Below are 26,157 nucleotides of genomic sequence, written 5' to 3'. Positions count from 1 at the left end.
TTATTTTATAGAAAATTGAAATGTGAGAGTAGACAAAATCTTTTTCAGTTTCTAATATTGATTGAATTTATTCTAATTCCAGTTTATACACATTTGCCATCAAATTATGATCAGCGTCTGGAATTGTAAAATAAAAATTATCTGTTTTCATTTCCCACTTTACCTCTTTACCTGTGCCTAAATCAATCATTCTTTTTATAGGAGTAGGAGTGCAGTTTCTATGTAAGCCTAAAGGTCTTACCTTCATTTTTTTTTCCGTTTTTGGTTTTCCGAGTATAAACAAATACACCGATTTATTGTCTTTTGAAATAGTAAAACGAACATCATTGGCAGTATATTTAACTTTAGCGGATTGACCATCATGTGAGCTTTGAGAAGGCTTTGCATTACCGTATCCAAACACATAATAGGGGCGAGTACCGTATACTGCTTCTCCATAGATCTTAAACCAATCACCAATGTCTTTTAGTATACTTCTTTGTTCTTGATTGATAATGCCATTTGCTTTTGGAGAAACATTAAGAAGTACAATGCCATTTTTACTCCAAACATCAATCATGTTTCTAAGAACCAATGATGAAGATTTGTAAGGGTGTCCTTCCACATACATCCATTTATGTTCCCCCAATGTAATATCAGTCATCCAGGGAATAGGGTAGATGTCTCTTCTTCCTCCTTGCTCAAAATCCAAAACACTAGATTCCATCGGTAAGTCATTTTGCTTATGACAACTGACTACTTCTTGTCCATTTTTAGCACCTTCATTGAAAAAATGAGCTAACATTTCTTTTCGGTAAGAGGCAGGGATGAAATTCAACCAAGAGTCAAACCAAATCATATCAGGTTGGTATTGATCTACCACTTCGTTGACTTGCTGAAGCCAATACTGATTGAACTCCTCTTCCGTATCAAAATTACCAAACAGCATTTTTAGTTTTGGATCTTTTGTAGCTGTAGGTAAATCAGGATGATAGGGATAATGGGAGTTGAATCCATTACGGCCCCAATTTTCAGGTATTGAAGCATTTCTTTGTCCATTGCGAGCATGGTGAAATGTAGCCAATGTTTTCATATTCCTCTTTTTCAAAGCTTGAAACATATCACCCAAAATATCCCTTTTTGGTCCCATTACTTGAGCATTCCAAGGATTCACCTGACTATTCCACATCGCAAATCCATCATGATGCTGTGCTACCGGGCCTGCAAACTTTGCACCTGCTTGTGAAAAAAGTTCTGCCCAATCTTCCGGGTCAAAATACTCAGCGGTAAACATTGGAATAAAATCTTGGTATCCGAATTCGTTTATATCACCAAAATTCTCTTCATGGAATTTATTGACATTAGACCCTTTGATATACATATTACAAGGGTACCAAGCACTACCATAAGCCGGAACGCTATAAGGTCCCCAGTGGAAGTAGATACCGAATTTTGCATCTTGAAACCATTCGGGAGTAGCATCATGTTTTGCTAAAGATTCCCAAGTTGCTTCATATTTTTCTGGATCATCAGCAGTACTGTTTGTACAGCCAAAAGCAATCCCTGTAACTAGGATTAAGCCTGTAATTTTTGATAGTATATTCATTTCATTGTTGGTTTAGAATTGGAAAGTCAATGCAATTTTCAAAGGCTCGTCACTATTCCCGTAGTAGATTTCGTCATTGCCATGAGGGCCGGTACTGTTTGACTCTTGGAACTTGGTGCCAATACCAGGGATATTATACACGAATGAAATATCACCTTTTGGGAAAAATGGAGTGACTCTGCCTTTTGGATCACCACTTGGTTTTTCAGGAGTAAGCATTCTTAAGAAAACATAAGGAGAGTGACAATAAACTTTAAAACCATCAGTCGATTTACTTTTTAATTCTACCCAATACAAATGTGAGAAGTAGCCTTTGAACTCAGGATAGACAAAGCCTGATTCACCGGTGATAGTGTTGTTGTAATCATTTTCCCAAACTTGAAAACGAGTCCCTTTGGTTCTATTTCTCCAAACTCTGTAAGGACCATCTCCAAGCCATTTCATACCTGCTACATCACCTTCATCATAATTAAATGTGATGCCTAAAACGTCTTTCGTCCTTTTCTTTCCTTTAAACTCAGCGTCAAGATCCAATAATCCATTTTGATGAACTCTCCACTTTATACTATCAGAACTTAGCACTACTATTTTCGTCCATTCCGGCATTTTATTCTTAGGCTCAAAAACAGCGATTATATCAATGTAATTCTCCTGTTGGATGACTTTGACGGTATCTACTTTATTCTTATTACCAAGGATAACAGGACCGTTTGATAATGGGATAATTTGATTGTTTTTAATGACCTTTTTTAATACACCGGTTTTATTCGAAAAAGTAAACTCGCATTCATCAGAAGCTACGATGATATTGTCTTTTTCATGCTTTAACTGTAATGTCCTCTTTGATTTATTTGGAGTTTGAGCTAGTAATTTTTTTGAAATAATTTTAGGACTTTCAATCGCATAAGACCAAGTAAATATTTCTTTTCCATAAGGATTATAAGCGGTAAGGTGAAGTGCGTCTGCTTTTTCCCAAAGTGGAGTTTTATTGACCTTAAATATTCCTTTTTGATTAGGAGATAAAGGAGGAAGCTCAACAGGTTTTTCTTCTAATACTGTTACTTTGTTTTCTTGGAAACTAACAAGTTTAGCGATCATTTTGCAAGAAGCCAGAGAAGTATAATGGTATCGATTTTCTATTCTGAAGATTCCATTAAAGTCACTTTTGATGGTACGATCTTCAATATAAATAGGAGACCATATTTCTTTGATGGTAAAATAGCTAGCTTCTTTTTCTCCATAAGGTCCTACAATACCATCAGAAGCATGATTGCCGTCGGTATCTAAAATGCCGTTTTTATCCGTTCTAACGACGGCTTCATCAGCAAAATCCCAAAGAAATCCACCAGCACTATTTGGCATATTCCACATCTTTTCCCAATAATCTTCCAAACCAGCACCATGTCCACCATCATATAAACCATGAAGAAATTCCGTAGGGAAAAAGATTTTATCTGTGGCAGGGCCGTCATTTGCTAAACCATGGAAATGGAAATAATGAAGCGTATTGGTTTTATTGAAAATATTCCATGGATGAATAACTTCACGTTGCTGAATATCCCAAAGTGCATAATCATCATCCAATTCAGTATTCCAACCAGATTCATTTCCATTAGCCCAAAGTAAAATCGAAGGATGATTCACATCTCGAACTACTGTTTCTTTGACGATCTTCTCTCCAACTTCTGTGTCTAAGGCAGGGGAATGCCAAGTACAAACCTCATCAATCACAAAAAGCCCAAGGGAGTCACAGACATCTAAAAAATGAACATCAGGTGGATAATGCGACATTCGAACTGCGTTCATGTTCATGTCTTTCATCATTTCCACATGTTCAATGCTCAAAGCTTTACTCGTAGTTCTGCCTGAAGAAGGGAAAAAAGAATGTCGGTTTACACCTTTGAACTTAATCCGTTCTCCATTGACATATATTCCGTCTCCCTCTAATAGTTCTACAGTTCTAAAACCAATACGTTGTTTGATTTGATGTTGTAACTGACCTTTTTTATTGAGTAATGAAAGTTCAAGTTGATAAAGGTGAGGAAATTCTGGGTTCCATGTTTTAATGTTATAAGCTTTAGTTTTTAATCTCCATTTTTGATTAGCTTTTGAAGTCTCAAGATTTAAGTCTTGAACTAGGTTTCCTTGAATATCTAGTAATCGAGCTTTTATATCACCTTCTGTTTTCTTTGAAAGAAATACATCCGCTGTAATATGTCCATTCGCTTTCGCATCAATTGCTACTCTTTCGATATGCTGTTTTGGAAGAGCTTCAAGATAAACGGGACGATAAATTCCCCCAAAAATCCAGAAGTCTGCTTTACGTTCCGCATGATTGATGGATTCATTGGCTGAAGCTTTATTTACTTTGACTTCAATAAGGTTTTCATTTCCATATTTAAGCAGGTTTGTAATGTCGTATTTAAATTCATAAAAAGCACCTTGATGAATAGGTCCTGCGAGTTTACCATTAACCTTTACTTCAGCATCGGTCATTACACCCTCAAAAACGATTTTGACTGTTTTATTTTTCCAATCCTTAGGTACGGAAAACTTATGCTTGTATAACCCATATTCATTGACTCTTTTCTCAAATGGATCATGACCGTAATTATAGTGACCAAATCCTTGAATTTCCCAGCAAGATGGTGTTTCAATAGTAGTCCACTTTTTACTATTCTGACCTGCGGAACAGTAGAAGTCCCAAGTCACAGTATTGTCTTTATCCGTTCCTGTTATATATCTTTTTTCTGTTTGCTGACTATTTTGAGCAGTTGTAGATCCTAAGAAAAATAGGGAGTAAATTATAAATAGACTCAAAAAAGAAACTATCTGTCTCTTGAAATTCATTTGTTGTTTTACCTTCATAATACTTTGTGATTTGATTTCAAATAACAGGCTTGTGGAAGGAATTCTATATCTGAAACATCACATTAACGGTCTCTATAACGGTTAAAATGATCGTTACAAAAGCCTTTCGCCCCCTATTTTTTAATCATTTTATACTTTTTAGATGAGGGAACAAAAACTTACCATAACACAGAAGCAACAGATTGTTGACGCTATACTACAGAGTGACACTTTTAAGAATGCACCGACTTCAATTGCTTTGTTGAAGTATCTTTTTGAAGCTACATATAATAATACTCCTTTGAAGGAAGGGGTGATCGAAATGGAATTCTTTAGAGGGGATCCTGATGGTAAATCGAATTCAAGGGTGAGAGTAAATGTGTACAATTTGAGAAAAAAGTTGACAAACTATTATTCGACTGAGGGTGCTGATGACGATTGGGAGTTGATGATTGAAAAGGGACAATATGGTGTGAAGTTCAGAAAAAATACGAGTCAGCCATCAAAAAATGTATCTCTAATCAATCTATTTCGATGGGATTCTAAATTTATACCATATATAGGATTGCTTTTGATTGCATTACTCAGTTATTTATGGAATGCACCTGAATCAGTTTCTCCCTTATGGCAAAAAATTATACAAAGTAAACAACCTACACATTTATATATAGGTGATGCCTTTGGATATAGAGGTAAAACTATTTCTGGAAACGAAGGATGGACACGTGATTTTAATATCAATAATGTTGAAGATTATTTGGGTTTGATAGAGGATAAGCCGGAACTAAAAGAAAAGACGAGGATGACCGATCTTTATTATTCAACAAGAATGGCTGAACACGCAACATATGATTTAGGACGGTACTTTCAGAAATGGAATGAAGAACTCTTAATAAAGTATGCGACCAATACCTCTTTCACTAACATTAAAAATGGCAACCTTATTTATGTAGGTCGTTTTTACAATCAAAGCGATTTTGTCTATCTATTTAACCAATACAACCCCTATTTTAAAATCAAGGACAAACATTTGATTTACACAAATAAAGAAACAGGGATCGAAAACAGTTATGAAACTAACAGCCAAGATTTGATAAACGACTTTACTATTGTCTCTAAAATTAAAACTTCTCAAGGAAGAACACAGTTTTTCTTTTTTTCAAATCATGACATTGGTGTAATGGCTTCTGTTGAATTTTTCACAAACACAGATTCTCTTAAAACTTTCGATAAGCGTTATGCTATCGGAGAGCAAAATTTTACAGCAGTTTTTATTGCTGAGGGAAAGGAAAGAATCAACTTAAGTCTGAAAGAGGAATTAGTAGTTACTTTTTAGTGAAAAGAGGTAAAAGTCCATTGTAATGTAGAAGAGGCGAGAGTATAAAAAGTTGAAAATTAAATAGATAATTGATGAATAGTTGGTAATAAAAGAGTTATTTTCATAGAACTGTAATAGAGTAGTAAGTGAAACCCAACCCGAACTTGTTCTGTTAAAGAAAATTATGAAATCACACTCACTTCTAAACTGATTGATTTTCAGTATGTTATAATTTTAATTTTTATAATTTAAAAAATTAGAGCTATTTTCTTTGTGTATAATGGAATTTTTGCTTATTAGTTTCTATATTTGCAGATTCAAGAAAACCGCAAATTGCAAATGTCGTTTAGAAAAAACAAAAAGATCAATAACGATTTCACTTCAGTAACAGTGAGTTTGGCCTCTCCAGAATCAATTTTGGAAAGCTCTCACGGTGAAGTGACTCAACCAGAAACCATCAACTACCGTACGTATAAGCCGGAAATGGGAGGTTTGTTCTGTGAGCGTATCTTCGGACCTGTAAAGGACTGGGAATGCCACTGTGGTAAATACAAACGTATCCGTTACAAAGGTATTATCTGTGACCGTTGTGGTGTTGAGGTAACAGAAAAGAAGGTGCGTCGTGAAAGAATGGGACACATCCAATTAGTTGTTCCTGTTGCTCACATCTGGTACTTCCGTTCGTTACCGAACAAGATTGGTTACCTATTAGGTTTACCAACGAAGAAACTTGATCAAATCATTTACTACGAGCGCTATGTAGTAATCCAAGCAGGTGTAAAAGAAGCCGACGGCATCGCAAAGATGGACTTCCTTACAGAGGATGAATATCTTGACATCATGGATAAGCTACCAAGCGAAAACCGACAATTAGAAGACGATCATCCAGACAAGTTCATTGCTAAGATGGGTGCTGAGGCATTAGAAATGCTTTTAGCTCGTACTAAACTGGAAGATATGGCTGCAGCATTACGTGACCAAGCGAACAACGATACTTCGCAACAACGTAAGGCAGAAGCATTAAAGCGTCTTCGTGTAGTGGAAGCATTCCGTGATGCGAAAACTAGAATTGAAAACCGCCCTGAATGGATGGTAATCCGTATGGTTCCTGTAATTCCACCAGAATTACGTCCATTGGTACCTCTAGATGGTGGCCGTTTTGCAACGTCAGACTTGAACGACTTGTACAGAAGAGTAATCATCCGTAACAACCGTCTGAAGCGTCTGATTGATATTAAAGCACCAGAAGTTATCTTACGTAACGAGAAGCGTATGCTTCAAGAAGCAGTTGATTCATTATTTGACAACTCACGTAAAGTTAATGCAGTGCGTTCTGATGGTAACCGTCCATTGAAATCACTTTCAGATATGTTGAAAGGTAAGCAAGGTCGTTTCCGTCAAAACTTATTAGGTAAGCGTGTGGACTACTCAGGTCGTTCTGTAATTGTAGTAGGTCCAGAGCTTAAATTACACGAGTGTGGTCTTCCTAAGAATATGGCAGCTGAATTATTCAAGCCGTTCATTATTCGTAAGTTGATCGAGCGTGGTATCGTAAAAACGGTAAAATCAGCGAAGAAAATCGTTGACCGTAAAGATCCAGTAGTTTGGGATATCCTTGAAAACGTATTGAAAGGTCATCCTGTACTACTAAACCGTGCCCCTACACTTCACAGATTGGGTATCCAAGCTTTCCAACCGAAACTAATCGAAGGTAAAGCGATCCAATTACACCCATTAGTAACAACAGCCTTCAACGCCGATTTCGATGGTGACCAGATGGCCGTTCACGTTCCTCTTGGACATGAAGCTGTATTAGAGGCATCTCTATTGATGTTAGCATCGCATAACATCCTAAACCCAGCCAATGGTAAACCTATCGCCGTACCTTCTCAGGATATGGTATTAGGTCTATATTATATGACAAAAGGACGTCGTACTACTGACACGGAAATCGTGAAAGGTGAAGGTATGACATTCTACTCGTCAGAAGAAGTGATCATTGCATTGAACGAAGGAGCAATCTCTCGTCACGCATGGATCTTCGTAAAAGGAAAAGAATTGAATGATGAGACTGGTGAGCTTGAGGAGAAATTCATCGAGACAGTAGCTGGTCGTGTATTATTCAACCAACACGTTCCTGAAGAAGTAGGTTTCGTAAACGAACTACTTTCTAAGAAAGCATTACAGGTGATTATCGCGAAAGTGGTAGATATCGTAGGTATGGCTCGTGCTGCTCAGTTCTTGGATGATATCAAACACGAAGGTTTCCAGATGGCCTATAAAGGTGGTCTTTCATTCGGTTTGGATGAAATCATTATCCCTAAAGAAAAAGCAGAATTAATTGAAGAAGCGAAAGGTGAAGTAGATATCATTCGTAACAACTTCATGATGGGTCTTATCACTGATAACGAACGTTATAACCAAGTGATTGACGTTTGGACGAAGACAAACAACATGTTGACGTCTACTGTAATGACGCAAATGGAAGAGGATAACCAAGGTTTCAACTCTATCTATATGATGATGCACTCAGGAGCCCGTGGTTCGAGAGAGCAGATTCGTCAGTTAGGAGGTATGAGGGGTCTAATGGCTAAGCCTCAGAAAAACTTAGGTGGAGCTTCAGGTGCGAACATTATTGAAAACCCAATTCTTTCAAACTTTAAAGAAGGTTTGGATGTATTGGAATACTTTATCTCAACTCACGGTGCTCGTAAAGGTCTAGCCGATACAGCCTTGAAAACTGCCGATGCGGGTTACCTAACTCGTCGTTTGGTAGACGTTGCTCAAGACGTGGTTGTTACTGAAGTAGACTGTGGTACTTTACGTGGTCTTACAGTAACTCCATTGAAAGAGAACGATGAGATCAAAGAAGCTTTATCAGACAGAATCGAAGGACGTACTTCATTGAACGATGTAGAACATCCTGAAACTGGCGAAATCATCGTTCCTGCAACTGGTGCTATTACTCCAGAAATTGCTCAGGAAATTGAAGAAGCAGGTATCGAGGAAGTTGAAGTAAGATCAGTATTGACTTGTGAAACTCGTAAGGGTGTTTGTGAGAAATGTTACGGTAAAAACTTGGCAACAGGTGGCGTAGCAGGAAAAGGTGAATCAGTAGGTGTAATTGCTGCACAATCAATTGGTGAGCCAGGTACTCAGCTTACACTACGTACATTCCACGTCGGTGGTGTGGCATCCCACATTGCAACTGATGCTTCATTGAAAGCGAAGAAAGCTGGTAAAGTAGAATTTATTGAAATGAAGTCAGTGAAGAGTACTGACCCTCAAGGTGACGCTAAAGATGTAGTAATGGCTCGTACAGCTGAATTAAACATCTTAGACGACGAGGGCAAAGTATTATTCAATGCTCATATTCAGTACGGTTCATACCTAAGTGTGAAAGAAGGTGATATGGTTGAAGAAGGTGACGTGATTTGTTCATGGGATCCATTCAACGCCGTAATCCTTGCACAATACAACGGTGTAACTGAATTCGAATCAATCGAAAGAGATATTACTTACCGCGTAGAAACGGATGAAATGACGGGCTACGAAGAGAAAGTAATTATCGATACTAAGGATAAAACTAAAAACCCAATCATCCATATCGCGGGTGACAACGGTGAGTCAGTAGCATCCAACTTACCAACAGATGCTCGTTTAACTGTTGAAGATGGTCAAAAAGTGAAGGCAGGTGATATTCTAGTGAAAATCCCTCGTTCTGCTGGTAAATCACGAGATATTACCGGTGGTCTTCCTCGTGTAACGGAATTATTCGAAGCACGTAACCCATCATCTCCGGCTGTAGTATCTGAAATTGATGGTATTGTGACTTATGGTGCGGTAAAACGTGCTAACCGTGAGTTATTCGTTGAGTCACGTGACGGTGTGAAACGTCGTTATATGGTGAACTTATCGAAGCACATCCTAGTTCAAGAGAATGACTATGTGAGAGCGGGTATGCCACTTTCAGATGGTGCAATCACTCCTGCAGATATCTTGAAAATTAAAGGACCAACTGCTGTACAAGAGTACTTGGTAAATGAAATTCAAGATGTATACCGTCTACAAGGTGTAAAAATTAACGATAAGCACATTGAGGTAATTGTACGTCAAATGATGCAAAAAGTCGTTATCGAAGATAATGGTGATACAACATTCTTGCCTGGTCAAGTAGTTGAGAAATTCACATTCCGTGAAGAAAACGATAAAGTGCTTAGCATGAAGATCGTTACGGATGCAGGTGACTCAGCGAGATTCAAGGCGGGTGCGTTAATCTCATTCCGTGAGATGCGTGATGAAAATTCATCGTTGAAACGTAGAGATATGAAAGAAATGAAGGTTCGTGATGCACAGCCAGCAATTTCAAGACCTACGCTTCAAGGTATCACTCAAGCGTCATTGGATACGAAATCGTTTATTTCAGCAGCCTCTTTCCAAGAGACAACTAAAGTATTAAGTGAAGCTTCTATTAGAGGTAAGCGTGATGAACTAGTTGGATTGAAAGAAAACGTTATCGTGGGCCACTTGATTCCTGCGGGTACAGGTCTTCGTGACTATGAAACACTTCGTGTTGGCTCTAAAGAAGAGTATGAAGCACTAATTGATTCTAGAGAAAGACACCTGACTACAGGATTCTAAAAATTTGCAAGCGGTTTAATAGAGCCCTTCATCGCAAGATGAGGGGCTTTTTTTGTACTCTTTTTGGAGTGAGAAAGTTTGGATTTCGTATTTAAAAAGCCCCTTTTTTTAATGATTTAGCTATTTTTTCATAATTGAGTAAATATTTTTTCAATTTTCTTTCTATCAGTACTTTAGCTTCGATTAAAATATAAAATTGTACTTTTCTAATACTGATTTGTAACTGTTTAATTCACGTTTAATTTTATACCCATCTTCGATCTGAAAGAGATAGAAGTTAATTAACAAATGTTTTGTGTTATTTTAAACTACGTGTTATATATCTGTATAGTTTATAACTGAATGCTTCCTTCTTGAATTTGCACTTTATCATGGTAAATAAAAGTGAATAAAAATAAGTGTATTTTTGAAACTTTTTTAATACAACCAAAGGATGATTATTGTTATTATAAAAAAACGATATTTTTATTGTATATTTGCTAAAACGTTCGGCTTAAAGTTGAATGTTTTATTAACAAACTAACTAACAAATGATAGGATAAGGTTATCCTATTGAATACGGAATATATTACTATTTAAAATCGCATAGGTATGCTATTTGGAATTTTAAAAGAACAAGATCAACGTGTGTCCGTTACTCCAGAATTAGCGAAGAAATTCATTTCTGAGGGGCATGAGGTTATTTACGAAAAAGGCGCTGGCGAAAGTGCTTTTATTAGCGACGAACTATACGAAGGTATCGGAGCAAAGTCAAAAAGTAGAGAAGAGGTATTAAGCTCATCTAATGTATTAATTACTTTAGATCCATTAAGCAAGGAAGATGTTGCGAAATTGGCTGAGGGAACTTTCTTATTCTCCTCTTTCCAACCTTTCCAAGACGCTTCAATCTGTGAAGTGTATGCTACAAAAGGGATCTCAGCTTTTAGCTTTGACATGATTCCAAGAACTACAATTGCTCAGTCAATGGACATTCTATCGTCTATGGCTTCAATCTCAGGTTATAAAGCAGTATTGAAAGCAACTGACTATTTGCCACGTTATATGCCAATGTTATCAACGGCAGCTGGTACAGTACCTCCATCTAAGGTGTTAGTAATGGGTGCAGGTGTAGCAGGTCTTCAAGCTATTGCAACAGCAAAACGTTTAGGTGCTCAAGTGGAAGCATTCGATACGCGTGCCGCTGCAAAAGAAGAGGTAATGTCGTTAGGTGCTAAGTTTGTAGAAGTAGAAGGTGCTACTGATGATACATCCGCTGGTGGTTATGCTGTAGAGCAAACTGAAGAGTACAAGAAAAGACAGGCAGAGTTGATCGCTCAGAAAGTTGAAAAAGCGGACGTAGTAATTACAACTGCACAATTAAGAGGTAGACCAGCTCCAACACTTGTGACTGAAGAGGCAGTGAAGACAATGAAAGCAGGTTCTGTAATCGTTGACTTAGCATCATCAACAGGTGGTAACTGTGCTTTGACTAAAGATAAAGAAGTTGTAAGAGCACACGGTGTAACGATCATCGGTAACTCTAATTTAGCTGCGGATATTAGTGAGCAAGCTTCTGTTTTATACAGCAAGAACATTCAGAACTACATGAAATTGTTCTTAACAAAAGAAGGTTTTGATTTCGATTTCAACGATGAGATCATTCTTCAAAGCTGTATCGTTTACAAAGGAGACGTTGTCTATGGAAACGAAGAAAAACAAAAGCAATTAGTTCCTCCTGCGAAAGTAGAGGAAAGTGTAGAAGCGTAAGCTAAACTAACAACAAACAAGTCGATACTAATATGGAACAAATTATAAATTTCTTAGACGATAACACTTTAGCCATGTTGTCGTTACTAGTACTTTCTTCATTTTTAGGAATGGAGATTATCGGAAAAGTACCAACAGTTTTACATACTCCTCTTATGTCAGGAGCTAACGCAATTTCAGGTGTCGTAGTAATCGGTGCGATTATTCTAATCAGAAGAGCTGATGCTACAGATTACTTAACATTAGTGCTTGGTTTTATCGGTATTGCCCTTGCAATGATCAACGTTGTAGGTGGTTTTGCAGTAACCAACAGAATGTTAGATATGTTCAAGAAAAAAGAACGTAAAAATTAATTACTTATTCACCTGAAATTAGATTCGTAAACAAATGGATTACTCGAATATAATCGACTTACTATACTTAGTAAGTATCATCGTATTTATTATTGGTTTAAAAGGTCTTTCGCATCCAGAATCTGCTCGTAAGGGTAACCAAGTAGCAGCTTTGGGTATGGGTATGGCCATCGTTATATCATTATTTGCTCCTGAAACGGGAGATAACAACTACTTATGGATCATTGGTGCAATGCTAGTAGGTGGTGGTATTGGTTTAACTTCTGCAAAGAAAGTGGCCATGACAAAAATGCCAGAGATGGTATCTTTATTCAACGGTTTAGGTGGTGCTTGTGCCATGTTGATCGGTATTGCTGAATTTGGAAACCTTCCTGCAGGAACTGAAATGATGAGTGGTGCTGTTTTGACAAACATCTTCGCTATGTTTGTAGGTGCTGTATCATTAACAGGTTCGTTAGTAGCTTATGGTAAATTAAACGGTTCTTTAAGAGATAACTTTACTTTACCTGCTCCACAACTTATCAACATCACGTCGTTGATCGGTATCATTGCATTATCAGTGATGATCATGACACAGCCTGAGTTGAACATGGCATTAGTATATGCTTTACTTGGTTTATCATTATTCTACGGTATCGCTTTCGTAACGCCAATTGGTGGTGGTGATATGCCAGTAGTAATCTCATTACTAAACTCAGTAACGGGTATTGGTGCAACTGGTGCAGGTTTGATCTACGGTAACAACATTATGATCATCGGTGGTATCCTTGTAGGTGCTTCAGGTATCATCCTTACTGTAATGATGTGTGAGGCGATGAACAGATCGTTGATCAACGTATTAGTAGGTAACTTAGGAGCATCTGGCGGTGGTTCTGGATCAGATCGTGAAGAGATCGTGAAAGAAGTAAACGTTTCAGATTTAGCTATCCAATTAAAATATGCTGACAAAGTGACTATCGTACCAGGTTATGGTTTAGCGGTAGCACAAGCACAACACATTTGCCACGAGATCGAAAATGCTTTGGAGGACGAAGGTGTTGAAGTAAGATATGCAATTCACCCAGTAGCAGGTCGTATGCCTGGTCACATGAACGTATTATTAGCAGAATCTGATGTGTCTTATGACAAACTATTAGAATTAGAGCCTGCTAACGATAGTTTCCCTTCTACTGACGTTGTACTTGTAATTGGTGCCAATGATGTAGTAAACCCATCTGCTAAAGATGATACTTCATCACCAATCTACGGTATGCCAATCCTTGATGTTGAAATGGCGAAAAACGTTGTTGTATTCAAGCGTGGTATGAGTACAGGTTATGCAGGTGTGCAAAACCCATTATTCTTCGGTGAGAAAACGAAGATGTTATTCGGTGACGCGAAAGCTTCATTGGGTAAATTAAAAGATGAAATAGCTAACGCTTAATTCCGAGCGATTTTTATATTAGTAATAGCTCTATTGGGATTTTCTCAATAGAGCTTTTATTTTGATTATTTACTTTTCACCTATATTAAAATACAGATCGAAGGAAATGTTATCGGTCTTCACCAATTCTTCAGTTTTAAATCCTGAAAATCGCTTAATATAAATTCTATAACTACCATTTTTAAAGCCTTTGTGATTAAAGTACCCATTTTCAAAAGCAGTATATGGAATATTAAAGGAATCCTGATTGATGGTTAGAATACCAATGTCTTTTGTTTTATTCATCAATTGAAAAGAAACTGTAATATCAGAGTTGTTGAAGTGGTATGTCTTGATCTCACTATCATTTGACAAGCTCCCTTTACGCATACTGATCGAAGTAGAATATTGATAGCCTTTGATATCATACAGCAAATCATACCTTTCAACAAAATCAATAGGCGTGTAACTTTCTACACTTTCCTCCTTTGAATGAGCATAGTATTTCTTCAGCTTCATTTCCTCTAATATTGCTTCTTTCTTTTTCCATCTTGAATCTTCCTCTTTCACTATTTCATCAAGATTTATATCCTTTAAAAGAGGTTGTAAAGTATTGTAGCCATGATGTTCTATCAGGTAAACTACAATAGAGCGTATGTTCTCATAATCTTCATTTACTTTAAAATCACTTTTTACCCATTGCCCTTCGATATTGATCCATTCATTTTTTTCTCCCAATTCATATAGTCTATTGTATTGACTTTTCTTACTGATATTAAAGGCGGATAAAGGTCCAAAAGTAGAAGTGAAAGTAAGTACTGCGAGTGCAATTGGAATCACTTTTATATTATTCTGTCCTTTGATCAAAAAGTAGATGGCAACGAAGAAGAGCCAGGTGCCGATCATGATCAAATAATATCTGAACTCTGTAATTCCGTATTCAGAAATACGTCTGTAAATAGCAGAGCAGAAAAGTAAAATGACAGGAAATAATGCATAATAAAAGCCTTTGCTAAACAAGGAAATCCATTTCAGTCCTTTATCATTCCGAATAGGATATATTATTAAAAGAGCACTGATGCCTAAAAAAGAGAAACCAATCGATAAGTAAGAAACCCAACCCTTGGGCCAGTTTTGTGCTAAAATTATTTTAAAGCCATAAGTATAAAGTATGACTAAATAAATGCAGACCAGTGGGAGTAAAATAAATTGTACAAGGTTTTTAAGTAAAAGTGGATATTCTTTGTCTTCTGTAGAGATATCAAAAGAATCTACTTTGCTAGTGAAAAATAAGGTGTTTAGAAATGCGAAATTAAAGACGCTGAGTTTGAGATAGGTATTTTCTTTGATGTTGATATCAAATAAAACCTCTATTGCGAGCAAGGCCAAAGAGATACCAATATTGATAATCACACTATAAAACAAACACTCAATAAAAGTGCTGATAATATTTTTTGCATTGAACCAGTAATTAAGATTGTTACTTTCCCTAACACTGATTCCAATAAAGGGTAATAAGAACGAAAATACAGTAAGGAGGGCACCTCTTGAAAAATGAATATAAGATAATTCATCAGGTAAGCTCATCACATAAAAACAGAGTAACAGCAACCCGGCAACTCTTATCGCATAAGCCTTAAGATTAGAAAGTTTTAATTTTTGGCTTAGGAAGGTAATAGCTATAAATGTTGGGATACCTATTTGAGCACCATGAAGCCCTCTTACCATCCAAATGTTTTTAGTATTGTCAGAATCTATAGTGGAAAATAAAAGGAATGTAAGCAGTATGGCAGATAAAATTGTAAAAGGAAATGTTTTAATGCTCTTTAAAAAAGCATTGAAGAGGTACTCTATTGAAGGTAATTTCATTTTTAATGAGTTTATATGAAGTTAGTCCTTGTAAGATAGTATTTTATTTAGATATTGGGGCTGTAAATGAAAAAAGGTTACCTCAAAAATGAGATAACCTTACTTGGTAGCGGGGACCAGACTCGAACTGATGACCTTCGGGTTATGAGCCCGACGAGCTACCAACTGCTCCACCCCGCACTGTTTTTCTTAAATGCTGTGCAAAAGTAGTCAAGATACGCTCGTTTTTGTACATCATCAAGAATTAAAGGCGGTTCGAGGTGGTAGAATTCACTTCGAATTGTTTAAAGATGAAACGATGACTTGGGGAGAAGTATTAAGCAATGACCAACCTGTTGTAATAAAGGGAAATTGGAAGTGTGATTCGAATAAAAATACATTAACTTTTACTTTAGATAATCTTACTAAACATTTTTTGATTATCTCTTTAAAAAATAATAAGTTAAAGCTTAAACAAATTAGCAGTTAATGCGTAAAGTAAAATAGGGATGATAATTACTTAGTTCTATCAAGATTAATGAAATTAAAAAACAACTTACTAATCAGTTTGTCGGCGATAGTGTTTTCAGGAGCAATTTATATAAGTTGTAACCAAGCGGACAAAGAAGAAAAAAAAGTGGAGACTACTTCGGAGGTGGTGAACCCTCATGCTGATCTAAATTTACAATATCCTGATTCAATCTTTGTGGGAACTGAGACCTGCCGTTCTTGTCATGAGGACGAATACCATAAATGGAAAGGTTCTGACCACGATAATTCAATGAAACTTGCTACTGACGAAACGGTTTTGGGTGATTTCAATAATGTTATTTTTAAAGCGAATAACGTTATCAGCAAGTTTTTCAAAAAAGGAGATAAGTTTTACGTCAATACTCAGGGTCCTGATGGTGCTAATCATGACTATGAAGTAAAATATACATTTGGCATCACACCGCTTCAGAACTATATGGTGGAGATGGAAAAAGGTAAAGTTCAAGTGATCAGAGAAACTTGGGATACTGAAAAAGGCGTGTGGTTTAATCAACATGATGATTTGGATGATATCCAGCATTATGAATGGTTACACTGGTCTAATGGCGGTGGAAACTGGAATACAATGTGTGCCGACTGTCACTCTACCAACGTTAGAAAAAATTACGATTTTGAAAAAGATGAATTTGATACAAAGTGGTCAGAAATCAACGTAGGTTGCGAATCATGCCACGGTTCAGGTAAAGAGCACGTGGAATTTGCTAACTCAGCAGAGTTTGAAGAAAAGAAAGATTTCGTAGAAGGTTTATATATTCAACAGTTTAGAACTTCAGATGATCAGAAGACATTGATTGAGTCATGTGCTCCTTGTCATTCAAGAAGATCTCAGCTGACGACTAACTTCAAGTATGGTCAAGGTTTCTATGATCAATTTGCTCCTGAGATTTTGAGAGAAAATATGTACTATCATGATGGTCAGATCTTGAATGAGGTATATGTTTACGGTTCATTTATTCAAAGTAAAATGTACCATGAGGGTGTAAAATGTACTGACTGTCATGATGCGCATAAAGCAGAATTGAAGTTTAAAGACTTGAATAAAGTATGTGCTCAGTGTCACGAACCTCAAGAATATGAAGTGAAATCACATACATTGCATGATACAGGTAAAGATGTAAGATGTGTGGATTGTCATATGGTAGGTGAAGTTTATATGGGTAATGACTACCGTAGAGACCATAGTTTCAGAATCCCAAGACCTGATTTGAGCTTGAAATATGAAGGAACACCAAATGCTTGTAACCAATGTCATACAGATAAATCGACAAAGTGGGCAGTAGCTAATTTTGAAAAAATGTGGGGAGAACCGCATTATGATTGGAGAGATACACTAGCATTGGGTAGAAGTTACTCAGAGGAATATGTTTCAGAATTGAAGCAAATGGTAGAAGAGCAAAAAGCACCGTTTATTGCAAGAGCAACGGCTGTTTACTACTTGGCTAGAACTCCTGGTAACGAATCTATCGAAGCAATTATTAATGGTTTGAAAGATCCAGAGCCATTAGTGCGTTTTACTTCAATTCAGAATTTATCTCAGTTGAGCCTTGACCAAAGAATTTCTTATTTGAGCCCTTACTTAAAAGATCCTGTAAGATCAGTGAGAGTTGCGGCGGCAATTGCTTTGGGTGATGCTCCTGAGAGCCGTTTCAAAGGAAAGTGGAAAGAAGCATTTGAGTTGGCTACAGCTGAAATGAAAAACTACTTCCGTCAAGCGAAGGATTTCAGAGAAGGACCTTTTGGAGAAGGACAATATCATGAAAGAAGAAAGGATTACGATAAAGCAATTGCATCTTATCAGCAGTCATTGAAGTTTGATACTTTAATGAATGAAGCAAGGTTTAGTTTAGCGAGGGTTTATTCTATTCAAGGAAAAATCAAACTAGCAGAACAAGCATTGGACAATGCGATTCTGACAGACCCTAACTCTGCTGAAGCGTATTATTCTAAAGGTTTATTATATGCTGAAATGAAAGATTGGCCAAAAGCTGCTGAAGCTTTAGGTAAAGCTGCCGAATTGAATCCTCAAAATTCTAGAGCATTTTATAACTGGGGCTTAGTATTACAGCAATTAGGTAAAGTACAAGAAGCTGAAAAAACGTATTTGAAAGGTCTAAGTTTCACGAAGCAAGATCCATCGTTACGTTATGCTTTGGCCGCTTTATACGAGCAAACAGGGCAAAAACAAAAAGCACAACTGTATTGGAAATGGTTGAAAGCCAATTATCCAAACGATCCTAGATTTAACTAAAAATCAATAAAATATAGAAAGGGCTTTGTAGGACAACTGCAAAGCTCTTATTTTTGCCACAATTTTAAAATCAAGTTATTTACAAACACCAGAACCATGAAAGTAGGTATCATTATGGGGAGTCAATCTGACCTGAAAGTAATGTCAGAAGCAGCTCAAGTTTTAGAAGAGTTAGGCGTTGAATACGAATTGACAATTGTCTCAGCCCATAGAACACCGGAAAGAATGTTTGAGTATGCAACTTCTGCAAAAGAAAGAGGTTTAGCAGCGATTGTAGCTGGAGCAGGCGGAGCAGCTCACTTACCAGGTATGGTGGCGTCTATGACTTCATTGCCAGTAATTGGTGTACCAGTAAAGTCAAGAAACTCAATTGATGGATGGGATTCTATCCTTTCTATCTTGCAAATGCCTTCAGGTGTTCCAGTAGCTACAGTTGCTTTAGATGGTGCTAAAAATGCAGGTATCTTAGCGGCTAAAATTGTAGGGGCAACAGATGAGAAGGTATCTCAAAATATTGAAAACTTCATGAAAGAGATGAAAGACAAAGTTTTAACATCAGCTTCTGAAGTAGAAACACAAGGATGGAGAAATAAGGTTTAATTGACCCCGTTCTAAATTTGAAGGTCTGTATTTTTTGAAAGTACAGGCCTTTTTTATTTGTTGTGTAGCTGATTGGTGTGAAAGAATCTGCGATTTGTGTTAAACTTATGTGCTAATAATCAATACTTTTGAAAAAAAGAATAATGTTATGAGTCAAAATATAATTCATTCAAAATCAATCGATGAGTTGGCTGCTTGCTTCGGGATGAAGAACACTCAACATCCATTGATTACCATTTTAAATACAGAAGAACTAGCGTACGGGGAGGAACATATTGGAATGAAATATTCATCTGATATGTACTGTATTGCTCTGAAAGATAAAAGCTGTGGTTTGGATTATGGCCGTAATCATTATGATTTCAATGAAGGGGTTTTGATTTTTACAGCTCCTGATCAAGTTCTTTCAGTTCGTAAAGCTCAAAAACGAGGAGAAGTAAAAGGTTGGATGATTTATTTTCACCCTGACTTAATCAGAAATACAACTCTAGGTCAGAAAATTGATGATTATAACTTTTTCAATTACGAAGTACATGAAGCATTGCATCTTTCTGTAAAAGAACAAGATACTTTAACACAAATTGCTAATTTGATTAAAACGGAAATAGCTGAGCGAATTGATAATCATACTCAGCAGGTGTTGGTATCGAACCTTGAACTACTATTAAACTATAGTTTAAGATTTTATGAAAGACAATTCAATACACGTTCTTCTCAGAATACGGATATTGTATCTAAAGTAGAAGTACTATTGAAAGATTACTATAAAAATAATGAGCTGGTAGAGACTGGTCAGCCAACAATTCAATACTTGGCAGACCAATGTTATTTATCTGCTAGTTATTTGAGTGATTTATTGGCGAAGGAAACAGGACGCTCAGCCAAAGATCATATCAATGATTTTATAATTGACAAAGCAAAGAATATGCTTTTGAACTCTTCTGATTCCATCAGCGGTATAGCTTATACATTAGGTTTTAATTACCCGCATTATTTCGGAAGATTATTCAAACAGAAAACAGGAAAGACACCCCAACAATATCGATCAACCATCGCAAATTGAATAATTCATATATATCTATGTTTAGAAGGTTATTTTCTCAAGAGAGGAGGTAACCTTTTTCTTTTTACCATCCAAAATGTTTTTCAGCGATTCGTGTTTTTACTGCCGTGATATGTGTTAAAGTGTAGAAGAAGTAAATGTCATATTTGTAATGTGATCAACGTTTAATGGTCTGATAATGAATAGAAAGTTATTAAACAAACGATCTGAAAATAGGTTTATAAAAGAGGATAAATCTACTGAAGTCAAATTAATTATTAAACACATTTACAACCCCAAAAGAATAATCAAATGAAAAAGACAGTATTAATCACAGGTGCAAGTAGCGGTATTGGTAAAGAAACTGCCAAACTGTTCCATAGTAAAGGATGGAATGTAATTGCTACCATGAGAACTCCTGAGAAAGAAGAAGAACTAACGCAATTAGAAGGTGTCAAAGTAGAGAAATTAGATGTATTAGACCTTTCTTCTATTGAAAGTGCTGTACAAGCCACAATCAATCACTTTGGAAAGGTTGATGTTTTATTAAACAATGCAGGATATGGTACTTATGGTCCTCTGGAAGCATTTCCAAGAGAAAATATCGTAAGGCAATTCAATACAAACGTAATCGGTTTATTGGATGTGACAAGATCCGTTTTACCTCATTTTAGAGAAAATAAAGAAGGTGCTATTATTAATATATCTTCCATTGGAGGAAAAATGACCTTCCCGTTAGGTAGTTTGTATCATGGAACTAAGTTCGCGGTAGAAGGAATTTCTGAAGCGTTGAGTTTTGAGCTGGGTGAAATTGGTATCAAAGTTAAAATTGTAGAGCCAGGTGCCATAGCCACTGATTTTGGTGGAAGATCATTTGATTTTCAAACAGCAGAAGGATTAGAAGAATATCAGCCTACAATTAAATCATTGATGGAGGGTTGGGGAGAAGCTGTAAAACAAGCCTCGCCAGCTTCGGTAGTAGCAGATGTGATTTATACAGCCGCTACTGATGACAGTAATCAGTTACGTTATAGAGCAGGGGAAGATGCTCATTTCTTATTGGACAACAGAAAGAAAATGTCTGATGATGAATTTATAGGTATGATTAAACAGCAGTTTATGAGTTAATTTTAAATTCAATCAGCAAGATAACAGCACAATATTCAAAAGGGTATTGTGCTTTTTTATAGACCTTTGGCACAGTCAAAAAAGGATTTTCAACAGAAATACTGTTTATTTTGACAGTATTCGTCATAAAAAATCTACTTTTCATTATTTTTTGTCAGCCCAATTTCCATGAATTCTGTCAAAATGTCCGCAAAATTCAATTGGCATATACATTGTCTAATAGAAAATGTCTTTGTTGAAAAACAGGGCATTAAAAATTGAATTAAGAAATAAAGATATAAAATTTAAATACAGATCATGGGAAAAATCATTGGTATTGATTTAGGAACAACAAACTCATGTGTTTCCGTAATGGAAGGTAACGAGCCAGTTGTTATTGAAAACGCAGAAGGTAAAAGAACGACTCCTTCTATCGTAGCATTTTTACAAGACGGCGAGCGTAAGGTAGGTGACCCAGCGAAACGTCAAGCAATTACAAACCCGAAAAACACTATTGCATCTGTGAAGCGTTTCATGGGTAAGCAATATTCTGATGCAGGTAACGAGATCTCTCAAATGGCGTATGACGTTGTTGAAGGTCCTAACAATACACCAAGAGTAAAAATTGGTGACAAATTATATACTCCACAAGAAATTTCAGCAATTACACTTCAAAAAATGAAGAAAACTGCTGAGGATTATTTAGGAACTGAAGTAGCTGAGGCGGTAATTACAGTACCAGCTTACTTCAACGACGCAGAGCGTCAAGCAACTAAAGAAGCAGGTGAAATTGCAGGTTTAAAAGTTTCTCGTATCGTAAACGAGCCAACTGCTGCAGCATTAGCTTACGGTTTAGATAAAGCAAATCAAGATAAGAAAATCGCAGTATTTGACCTTGGTGGTGGTACTTTCGATATTTCAATCTTAGAATTAGGTGATGGTGTATTTGAAGTATTATCAACTAACGGTGATACTCACCTTGGTGGTGATGACTTCGATAAAGTAATCATCGACTGGTTAGCGGAAGAATTTATGAAAGATCACCCAACAATCGATCTTCGTAAAGACCCAATGGCATTACAACGTTTGAAAGAGGCAGCTGAAAAAGCAAAAATCGAGCTTTCTGCAGGTGCTAAAACGGATATCAACTTGCCATACATCACTCCAGTAGATGGTGTACCTCAACACTTAATGAAAGAATTATCTCGTTCTGATTTCGAACGTTTAGCTGATACATTAGTTCAAAGATCATTAGAGCCTTGTCGTAAAGCATTACAAGATGCTGACTTATCTACTTCAGATATCGACGAAGTAATCTTAGTAGGTGGTTCTACTCGTATCCCTAAAGTACAAGAGGAAGTTGAGAAATTCTTCGGTAAAAAACCTTCTAAAGGTGTTAACCCTGATGAGGTTGTTGCAATTGGTGCAGCTATCCAAGGTGGTGTATTAACAGGTGAAGTAAAAGACGTTCTTTTATTAGACGTAACTCCACTTTCTTTAGGTATCGAAACTATGGGTGGTGTGATGACTAAATTAATCGAGTCTAACACAACAATCCCTACTAAAAAGTCTCAAGTATTCTCTACAGCGGCAGACAACCAACCTTCAGTAGAAATTCACGTTTTACAAGGTGAGCGTCCAGTAGCTAGCGGTAACAAGACTTTAGGTCGTTTCCACTTGAACGATATTCCTCCAGCACCAAGAGGTGTACCTCAAATCGAAGTAACATTTGATATTGATGCGAACGGTATCGTGAACGTTTCAGCAAAAGATAAAGCAACTGGTAAAGAGCAGTCAATCAAAATTGAGGCTTCTTCAGGTTTAACTGAGGAGGAAATCCAAAAGATGAAAGACGAAGCAGCTGCTAATGCTGATGCAGATAAGGCTACTAAAGAGCGTGCTGAGAAATTAAACGAAGCGGACTCAATGGTATTCCAATCTGAGAAGCAATTAAAAGAGTATGGCGACAAGCTTTCTGAAGGTAACAAAACTGCTATTGAGGCAGCATTGAAAGACTTGAAAGAAGCTCACGCTGCTCAAGATCTTGACAAGATCCAACCTGCTTTAGATGCATTGAATGCAGCATGGCAAGCGGCTTCTCAAGAGATGTACCAAGCTACGGGTGGTGACGCTGCAGGTGCGGCTGGTGCTGATCCTAACGCTGCTCAAGGTGGTGCGCAACAAGGCGGTAACGACGCTGATGACGTTACTGACGTTGACTTCGAAGAAGTAAAATAATTAACATAGCAGTTGAATAATTGCTTCAACGTTAGTTAGTATTTAAAATATAAAGAGGTTTTCTTCACAAAAGTGAATGAAGACCTCTTTTTTTTATACTTAAATAGTATATTCTCACCTTACTTTTTACCTTTACTCTATACATAACATTAGTATCAGAAGTTGAATGCACAATATTTTTAGAAAATACCTCTTATTTTTTTCTATTACTTTGTTAGGAGTTTATGCCAATGGGCAGTCTCTTAAATCAGAGTTGGAATTGGCCATTACAATCGACAGTGCGATCTATCATAGAGATGGAAGTATTGTGGATCAATGGATCAATTATGAGGTTTTCACTCAAAGGGTATTCAAGAGTTTGCATAGAAGGTCTACTGATTGGAAAGATTATTCTGAGTTATTCAAGCAGGATTTAAGGTTGGGAGAATTGCTCGTAGAACAAATTGGTACAGATGGGGAGTTATCTTTTGTGAAGGTATTAGAAGACACAGAAGGTAATGTGAACTTGCTTTATAGAGATTTGAAAGGAGATGGCTGGCTGGATTACAACGAAATGTTGTTAGTCAAAAATCATCAGAACCAGTGGAATATTGTAGATATTTATTTTTATTCTGGAGGAGGTTATTTCTCGGATATTATAGCAGCAATATTAGCCAAGGATGATGCCGACTTGGTACAGAATGCATCCTATCGAAATTCATTATTAAAAGTAATTGACCTTTTTGGCTATAATCAAGATGGCCTTTATGGAAGTACAATCTCAGCTTATGATTCCCTTTCACCTTTTTTTCAAAAACAGAAAAATACACAACTTGCATTAATACAAGCTCATGCATTTCAAGGAAATATTTCAGAAATGGAAACCCTTAAAAATGCTTACTTACAGCAGTATCCCGATGATAAGAGTATACGCTTGGTATTGATGGATATTTATGGTTCACTTGATAATTATGAGATGGCTAAAGTGATGTTAGATGAACTGTCTCAATTAGTTGGAGGAGATGATTATTTGTCATTGCGTGAAGCGGAAATTCTGCTTGCCTGGAACAAATCAGCCAAAGCCAAGAAGGTGTTGAAAAAAGTCATTAAGTCAGAAAACTTTGTTACAGATGCCCGCCTTTTATTAGTAGATGCTTATTATTCAGAACAGAACTATAAAGGTATGCTAGACGAGACCATTAAAGTATCAGATGTAGTAGGTGTGCCTATTGAAGAAATATTGCCTAAAGAAACTTATGGACAATTCTATAGTTCCTCTTCCTGGCAGAAATGGAAAAAACAAAATAAAAAAGGTCATGATTTAAAATAAAATCATGACCTTTTTGTTTGTTGGTACTGTACTGTCTTAAGCTTTCGCTAAAAGAAAGTCCTCAACGTTTTTATATTCAAGACCGAACGCATCAGCAACAGCTTTGTAAACTACTTCGCCACCAATGATGTTCAAACCTTTCTTTAACTCTTCGTTATCACGGCAAGCCGCTTCCCATCCTTTATCAGCCAATTGAATAGCATAAGGAAGTGTAGCGTTTGTCAATGCAAGTGTAGAAGTATAAGGAACTGCACCTGGCATGTTCGCTACGCAATAATGCATTACACCATCTACTTCAAATACTGGCTCAGCGTGTGTTGTTGGTTTTGTAGTTTCAAAACATCCACCTTGATCAACTGCAACGTCAACAAGTACTGCACCGTCTCTCATTGAGCTTAACATGTCTTTTGTGATCAAGTGAGGAGCTTTTGCACCTGGGATCAATACCGCACCTACTACCATGTCAGCATCTTTGATTTCTTCACGGATATTGTGCTCAGAAGAAACCATAGTTTTCACGTTCGCTGGCATGATGTCGTCCAACTGACGTAAACGGTAAAGGTCAATGTCCATAATAGTAACATCAGCACCCATACCTGCAGCAATCTTAGTAGCTTGAGTACCCACGATACCGCCACCGATTACAATAACTTTAGCTGGTTTCACACCTGGAACGCCACCAAGTAAAATACCTCTGCCACCCATTGGTTTTTCAAGGTATTTAGCACCTTCCTGAGTTGCCATTCTACCAGCAACCTCTGACATTGGAATCAATAAAGGTAAGCTTCTGTCCGCTCTTTCCACTGTTTCGTAAGCCAAACAAACCGGCTTCTGCTCAATCATAGCACGTGTCAACGGCTCATAAGAAGCAAAGTGGAAATACGTGAATAATAGTTGATCTTTTTTGATTAGAGAGTATTCTGCTTCAATTGGCTCTTTTACTTTCATAATCATTTCAGCAATTGCATAAGTTTCCTCGATAGTAGGAAGCAATTGAGCACCTGCAGCTGCATATTCTTCGTCAGAAAATCCACTGCCAATACCTGCTGTAGATTGAACATAAACGGTGTGTCCTCTTTTGATAAGCTCTTTAGCTCCACCTGGAGTTAAAGCAACACGGTTTTCATTGTTCTTAATTTCCTTTGGAACGCCTATAATCATGTCTAAAATGTGTTATATGAGTTACGTATGTGTTATAAAAAATAGGTTTCCTCTACAATGAGGAATGGAAGTTATGTGTGCTGCAATATATAAACGGAAATTTAGTTAATTAATATTTTTAAAATATTTTTTCGTTTTTGGGGTGAAAATGTATGGA

The 26,157-nt window shown here is 36.8% G+C and carries 15 protein-coding genes and 1 tRNA gene; 11 read left to right on the top strand and 5 right to left on the bottom strand.

Annotation, left to right across the window (positions count from 1 at the left end; translation table 11 throughout):
* Positions 1 to 67 precede the first annotated feature (67 nt).
* Together AVL50_RS22580 and AVL50_RS22575 are read right to left on the bottom strand one after the other, a co-directional pair.
* Positions 68 to 1,585, bottom strand: coding sequence for an alpha-L-fucosidase (locus AVL50_RS22580; RefSeq protein ID WP_062618701.1), 1,518 nt, complete (start codon positions 1,583 to 1,585; stop codon positions 68 to 70).
* A gap of 12 nt (positions 1,586 to 1,597) precedes the next feature.
* Complete coding sequence (locus AVL50_RS22575) at positions 1,598 to 4,435, bottom strand: glycoside hydrolase family 2 protein (RefSeq protein WP_062619168.1); 2,838 nt, start codon at positions 4,433 to 4,435, stop codon at positions 1,598 to 1,600.
* Positions 4,436 to 4,598: 163 nt separating this feature from the next.
* Between AVL50_RS22575 and AVL50_RS22570 the strand changes: the two genes are divergently transcribed.
* The 5 genes from AVL50_RS22570 (at position 4,599) to AVL50_RS22550 (ending at position 13,916) form a co-directional block, all read left to right on the top strand.
* Positions 4,599 to 5,771, top strand: coding sequence for a hypothetical protein (locus AVL50_RS22570; RefSeq protein WP_062618700.1), 1,173 nt, complete (start codon positions 4,599 to 4,601; stop codon positions 5,769 to 5,771).
* A gap of 321 nt (positions 5,772 to 6,092) precedes the next feature.
* Positions 6,093 to 10,394, top strand: a complete 4,302-nt coding sequence (rpoC, locus tag AVL50_RS22565) for a DNA-directed RNA polymerase subunit beta' (protein ID WP_062619167.1) — start codon at positions 6,093 to 6,095, stop codon at positions 10,392 to 10,394.
* Between the two features lie 591 nt (positions 10,395 to 10,985).
* Positions 10,986 to 12,140, top strand: coding sequence for an NAD(P) transhydrogenase subunit alpha (locus AVL50_RS22560; RefSeq protein ID WP_062618699.1), 1,155 nt, complete (start codon positions 10,986 to 10,988; stop codon positions 12,138 to 12,140).
* A 32-nt stretch (positions 12,141 to 12,172) separates the two neighbouring features.
* Positions 12,173 to 12,493: an NAD(P) transhydrogenase subunit alpha gene (locus AVL50_RS22555; RefSeq protein WP_044204502.1), complete on the top strand. Its 321-nt coding sequence runs from the start codon at positions 12,173 to 12,175 to the stop codon at positions 12,491 to 12,493.
* Positions 12,494 to 12,527: 34 nt separating this feature from the next.
* The gene (locus AVL50_RS22550; protein WP_062618698.1) at positions 12,528 to 13,916 is read left to right on the top strand and encodes an NAD(P)(+) transhydrogenase (Re/Si-specific) subunit beta; all 1,389 of its coding nucleotides are present in this window, start codon (positions 12,528 to 12,530) and stop codon (positions 13,914 to 13,916) included.
* 69 nt (positions 13,917 to 13,985) lie between these two features.
* On the opposite strand, the gene AVL50_RS22545 is transcribed toward AVL50_RS22550, so the two are convergent.
* The gene (locus AVL50_RS22545; protein ID WP_082795965.1) at positions 13,986 to 15,764 is read right to left on the bottom strand and encodes a DUF4153 domain-containing protein; all 1,779 of its coding nucleotides are present in this window, start codon (positions 15,762 to 15,764) and stop codon (positions 13,986 to 13,988) included.
* A 104-nt stretch (positions 15,765 to 15,868) separates the two neighbouring features.
* A tRNA-Met gene (locus AVL50_RS22540) sits at positions 15,869 to 15,944 on the bottom strand.
* A 337-nt stretch (positions 15,945 to 16,281) separates the two neighbouring features.
* On the opposite strand from AVL50_RS22540, the gene AVL50_RS22530 reads away from it, so the two are divergent.
* From AVL50_RS22530 to AVL50_RS22505, 6 genes are all read left to right on the top strand, one after another.
* A complete protein-coding gene (locus AVL50_RS22530) occupies positions 16,282 to 18,543 on the top strand; it encodes a tetratricopeptide repeat protein (RefSeq protein ID WP_062618695.1) in 2,262 nt (753 codons plus the stop codon).
* 96 nt (positions 18,544 to 18,639) lie between these two features.
* Positions 18,640 to 19,143 (top strand): 5-(carboxyamino)imidazole ribonucleotide mutase, encoded by a 504-nt coding sequence (purE, locus tag AVL50_RS22525; RefSeq protein WP_062618694.1) that lies wholly within the window; start codon positions 18,640 to 18,642, stop codon positions 19,141 to 19,143.
* Positions 19,144 to 19,291: 148 nt separating this feature from the next.
* Positions 19,292 to 20,206 (top strand): AraC family transcriptional regulator, encoded by a 915-nt coding sequence (locus AVL50_RS22520; protein WP_062618693.1) that lies wholly within the window; start codon positions 19,292 to 19,294, stop codon positions 20,204 to 20,206.
* Between the two features lie 291 nt (positions 20,207 to 20,497).
* The gene (locus AVL50_RS22515; protein WP_062618692.1) at positions 20,498 to 21,313 is read left to right on the top strand and encodes an SDR family oxidoreductase; all 816 of its coding nucleotides are present in this window, start codon (positions 20,498 to 20,500) and stop codon (positions 21,311 to 21,313) included.
* Between the two features lie 297 nt (positions 21,314 to 21,610).
* Positions 21,611 to 23,530 carry a molecular chaperone DnaK gene (gene dnaK / locus AVL50_RS22510; protein WP_062618691.1) on the top strand — a complete coding sequence of 640 codons (1,920 nt, stop codon included), beginning with the start codon at positions 21,611 to 21,613 and terminating at the stop codon, positions 23,528 to 23,530.
* A 166-nt stretch (positions 23,531 to 23,696) separates the two neighbouring features.
* Positions 23,697 to 24,839, top strand: a complete 1,143-nt coding sequence (locus AVL50_RS22505) for a M48 family metallopeptidase (RefSeq protein ID WP_062618690.1) — start codon at positions 23,697 to 23,699, stop codon at positions 24,837 to 24,839.
* Positions 24,840 to 24,875: 36 nt separating this feature from the next.
* Here the strand turns inward: AVL50_RS22505 and ald are convergent, their stop codons facing one another.
* Entirely contained in the window at positions 24,876 to 26,000 is a 1,125-nt protein-coding gene (gene ald / locus AVL50_RS22500; protein WP_062618689.1) for an alanine dehydrogenase, read from the bottom strand.
* Positions 26,001 to 26,157 lie beyond the last annotated feature (157 nt).

This window comes from Flammeovirga sp. SJP92 (genome assembly GCF_001583495.1).
Taxonomy (GTDB): domain Bacteria; phylum Bacteroidota; class Bacteroidia; order Cytophagales; family Flammeovirgaceae; genus Flammeovirga.
The sequence above is the reverse complement of the archived record's forward strand: the minus strand, read 5'-3'. Positions and strand labels throughout refer to the sequence as shown.

Excerpts from the sequence above, each read along its gene's own strand:
- AVL50_RS22580 (WP_062618701.1), bottom strand. The coding sequence starts at position 1,585 with ATGAATATACTATCAAAAATTACAGGCTTAATCCTAGTTACAGGGATT.
- AVL50_RS22575 (WP_062619168.1), bottom strand. The coding sequence starts at position 4,435 with ATGAATTTCAAGAGACAGATAGTTTCTTTTTTGAGTCTATTTATAATT.
- AVL50_RS22570 (WP_062618700.1), top strand. The coding sequence starts at position 4,599 with ATGAGGGAACAAAAACTTACCATAACACAGAAGCAACAGATTGTTGAC.
- rpoC (WP_062619167.1), top strand. The coding sequence starts at position 6,093 with ATGTCGTTTAGAAAAAACAAAAAGATCAATAACGATTTCACTTCAGTA.
- AVL50_RS22560 (WP_062618699.1), top strand. The coding sequence starts at position 10,986 with ATGCTATTTGGAATTTTAAAAGAACAAGATCAACGTGTGTCCGTTACT.
- AVL50_RS22555 (WP_044204502.1), top strand. The coding sequence starts at position 12,173 with ATGGAACAAATTATAAATTTCTTAGACGATAACACTTTAGCCATGTTG.
- AVL50_RS22550 (WP_062618698.1), top strand. The coding sequence starts at position 12,528 with ATGGATTACTCGAATATAATCGACTTACTATACTTAGTAAGTATCATC.
- AVL50_RS22545 (WP_082795965.1), bottom strand. The coding sequence starts at position 15,764 with ATGAAATTACCTTCAATAGAGTACCTCTTCAATGCTTTTTTAAAGAGC.
- AVL50_RS22530 (WP_062618695.1), top strand. The coding sequence starts at position 16,282 with ATGAAATTAAAAAACAACTTACTAATCAGTTTGTCGGCGATAGTGTTT.
- purE (WP_062618694.1), top strand. The coding sequence starts at position 18,640 with ATGAAAGTAGGTATCATTATGGGGAGTCAATCTGACCTGAAAGTAATG.
- AVL50_RS22520 (WP_062618693.1), top strand. The coding sequence starts at position 19,292 with ATGAGTCAAAATATAATTCATTCAAAATCAATCGATGAGTTGGCTGCT.
- AVL50_RS22515 (WP_062618692.1), top strand. The coding sequence starts at position 20,498 with ATGAAAAAGACAGTATTAATCACAGGTGCAAGTAGCGGTATTGGTAAA.
- dnaK (WP_062618691.1), top strand. The coding sequence starts at position 21,611 with ATGGGAAAAATCATTGGTATTGATTTAGGAACAACAAACTCATGTGTT.
- AVL50_RS22505 (WP_062618690.1), top strand. The coding sequence starts at position 23,697 with ATGCACAATATTTTTAGAAAATACCTCTTATTTTTTTCTATTACTTTG.
- ald (WP_062618689.1), bottom strand. The coding sequence starts at position 26,000 with ATGATTATAGGCGTTCCAAAGGAAATTAAGAACAATGAAAACCGTGTT.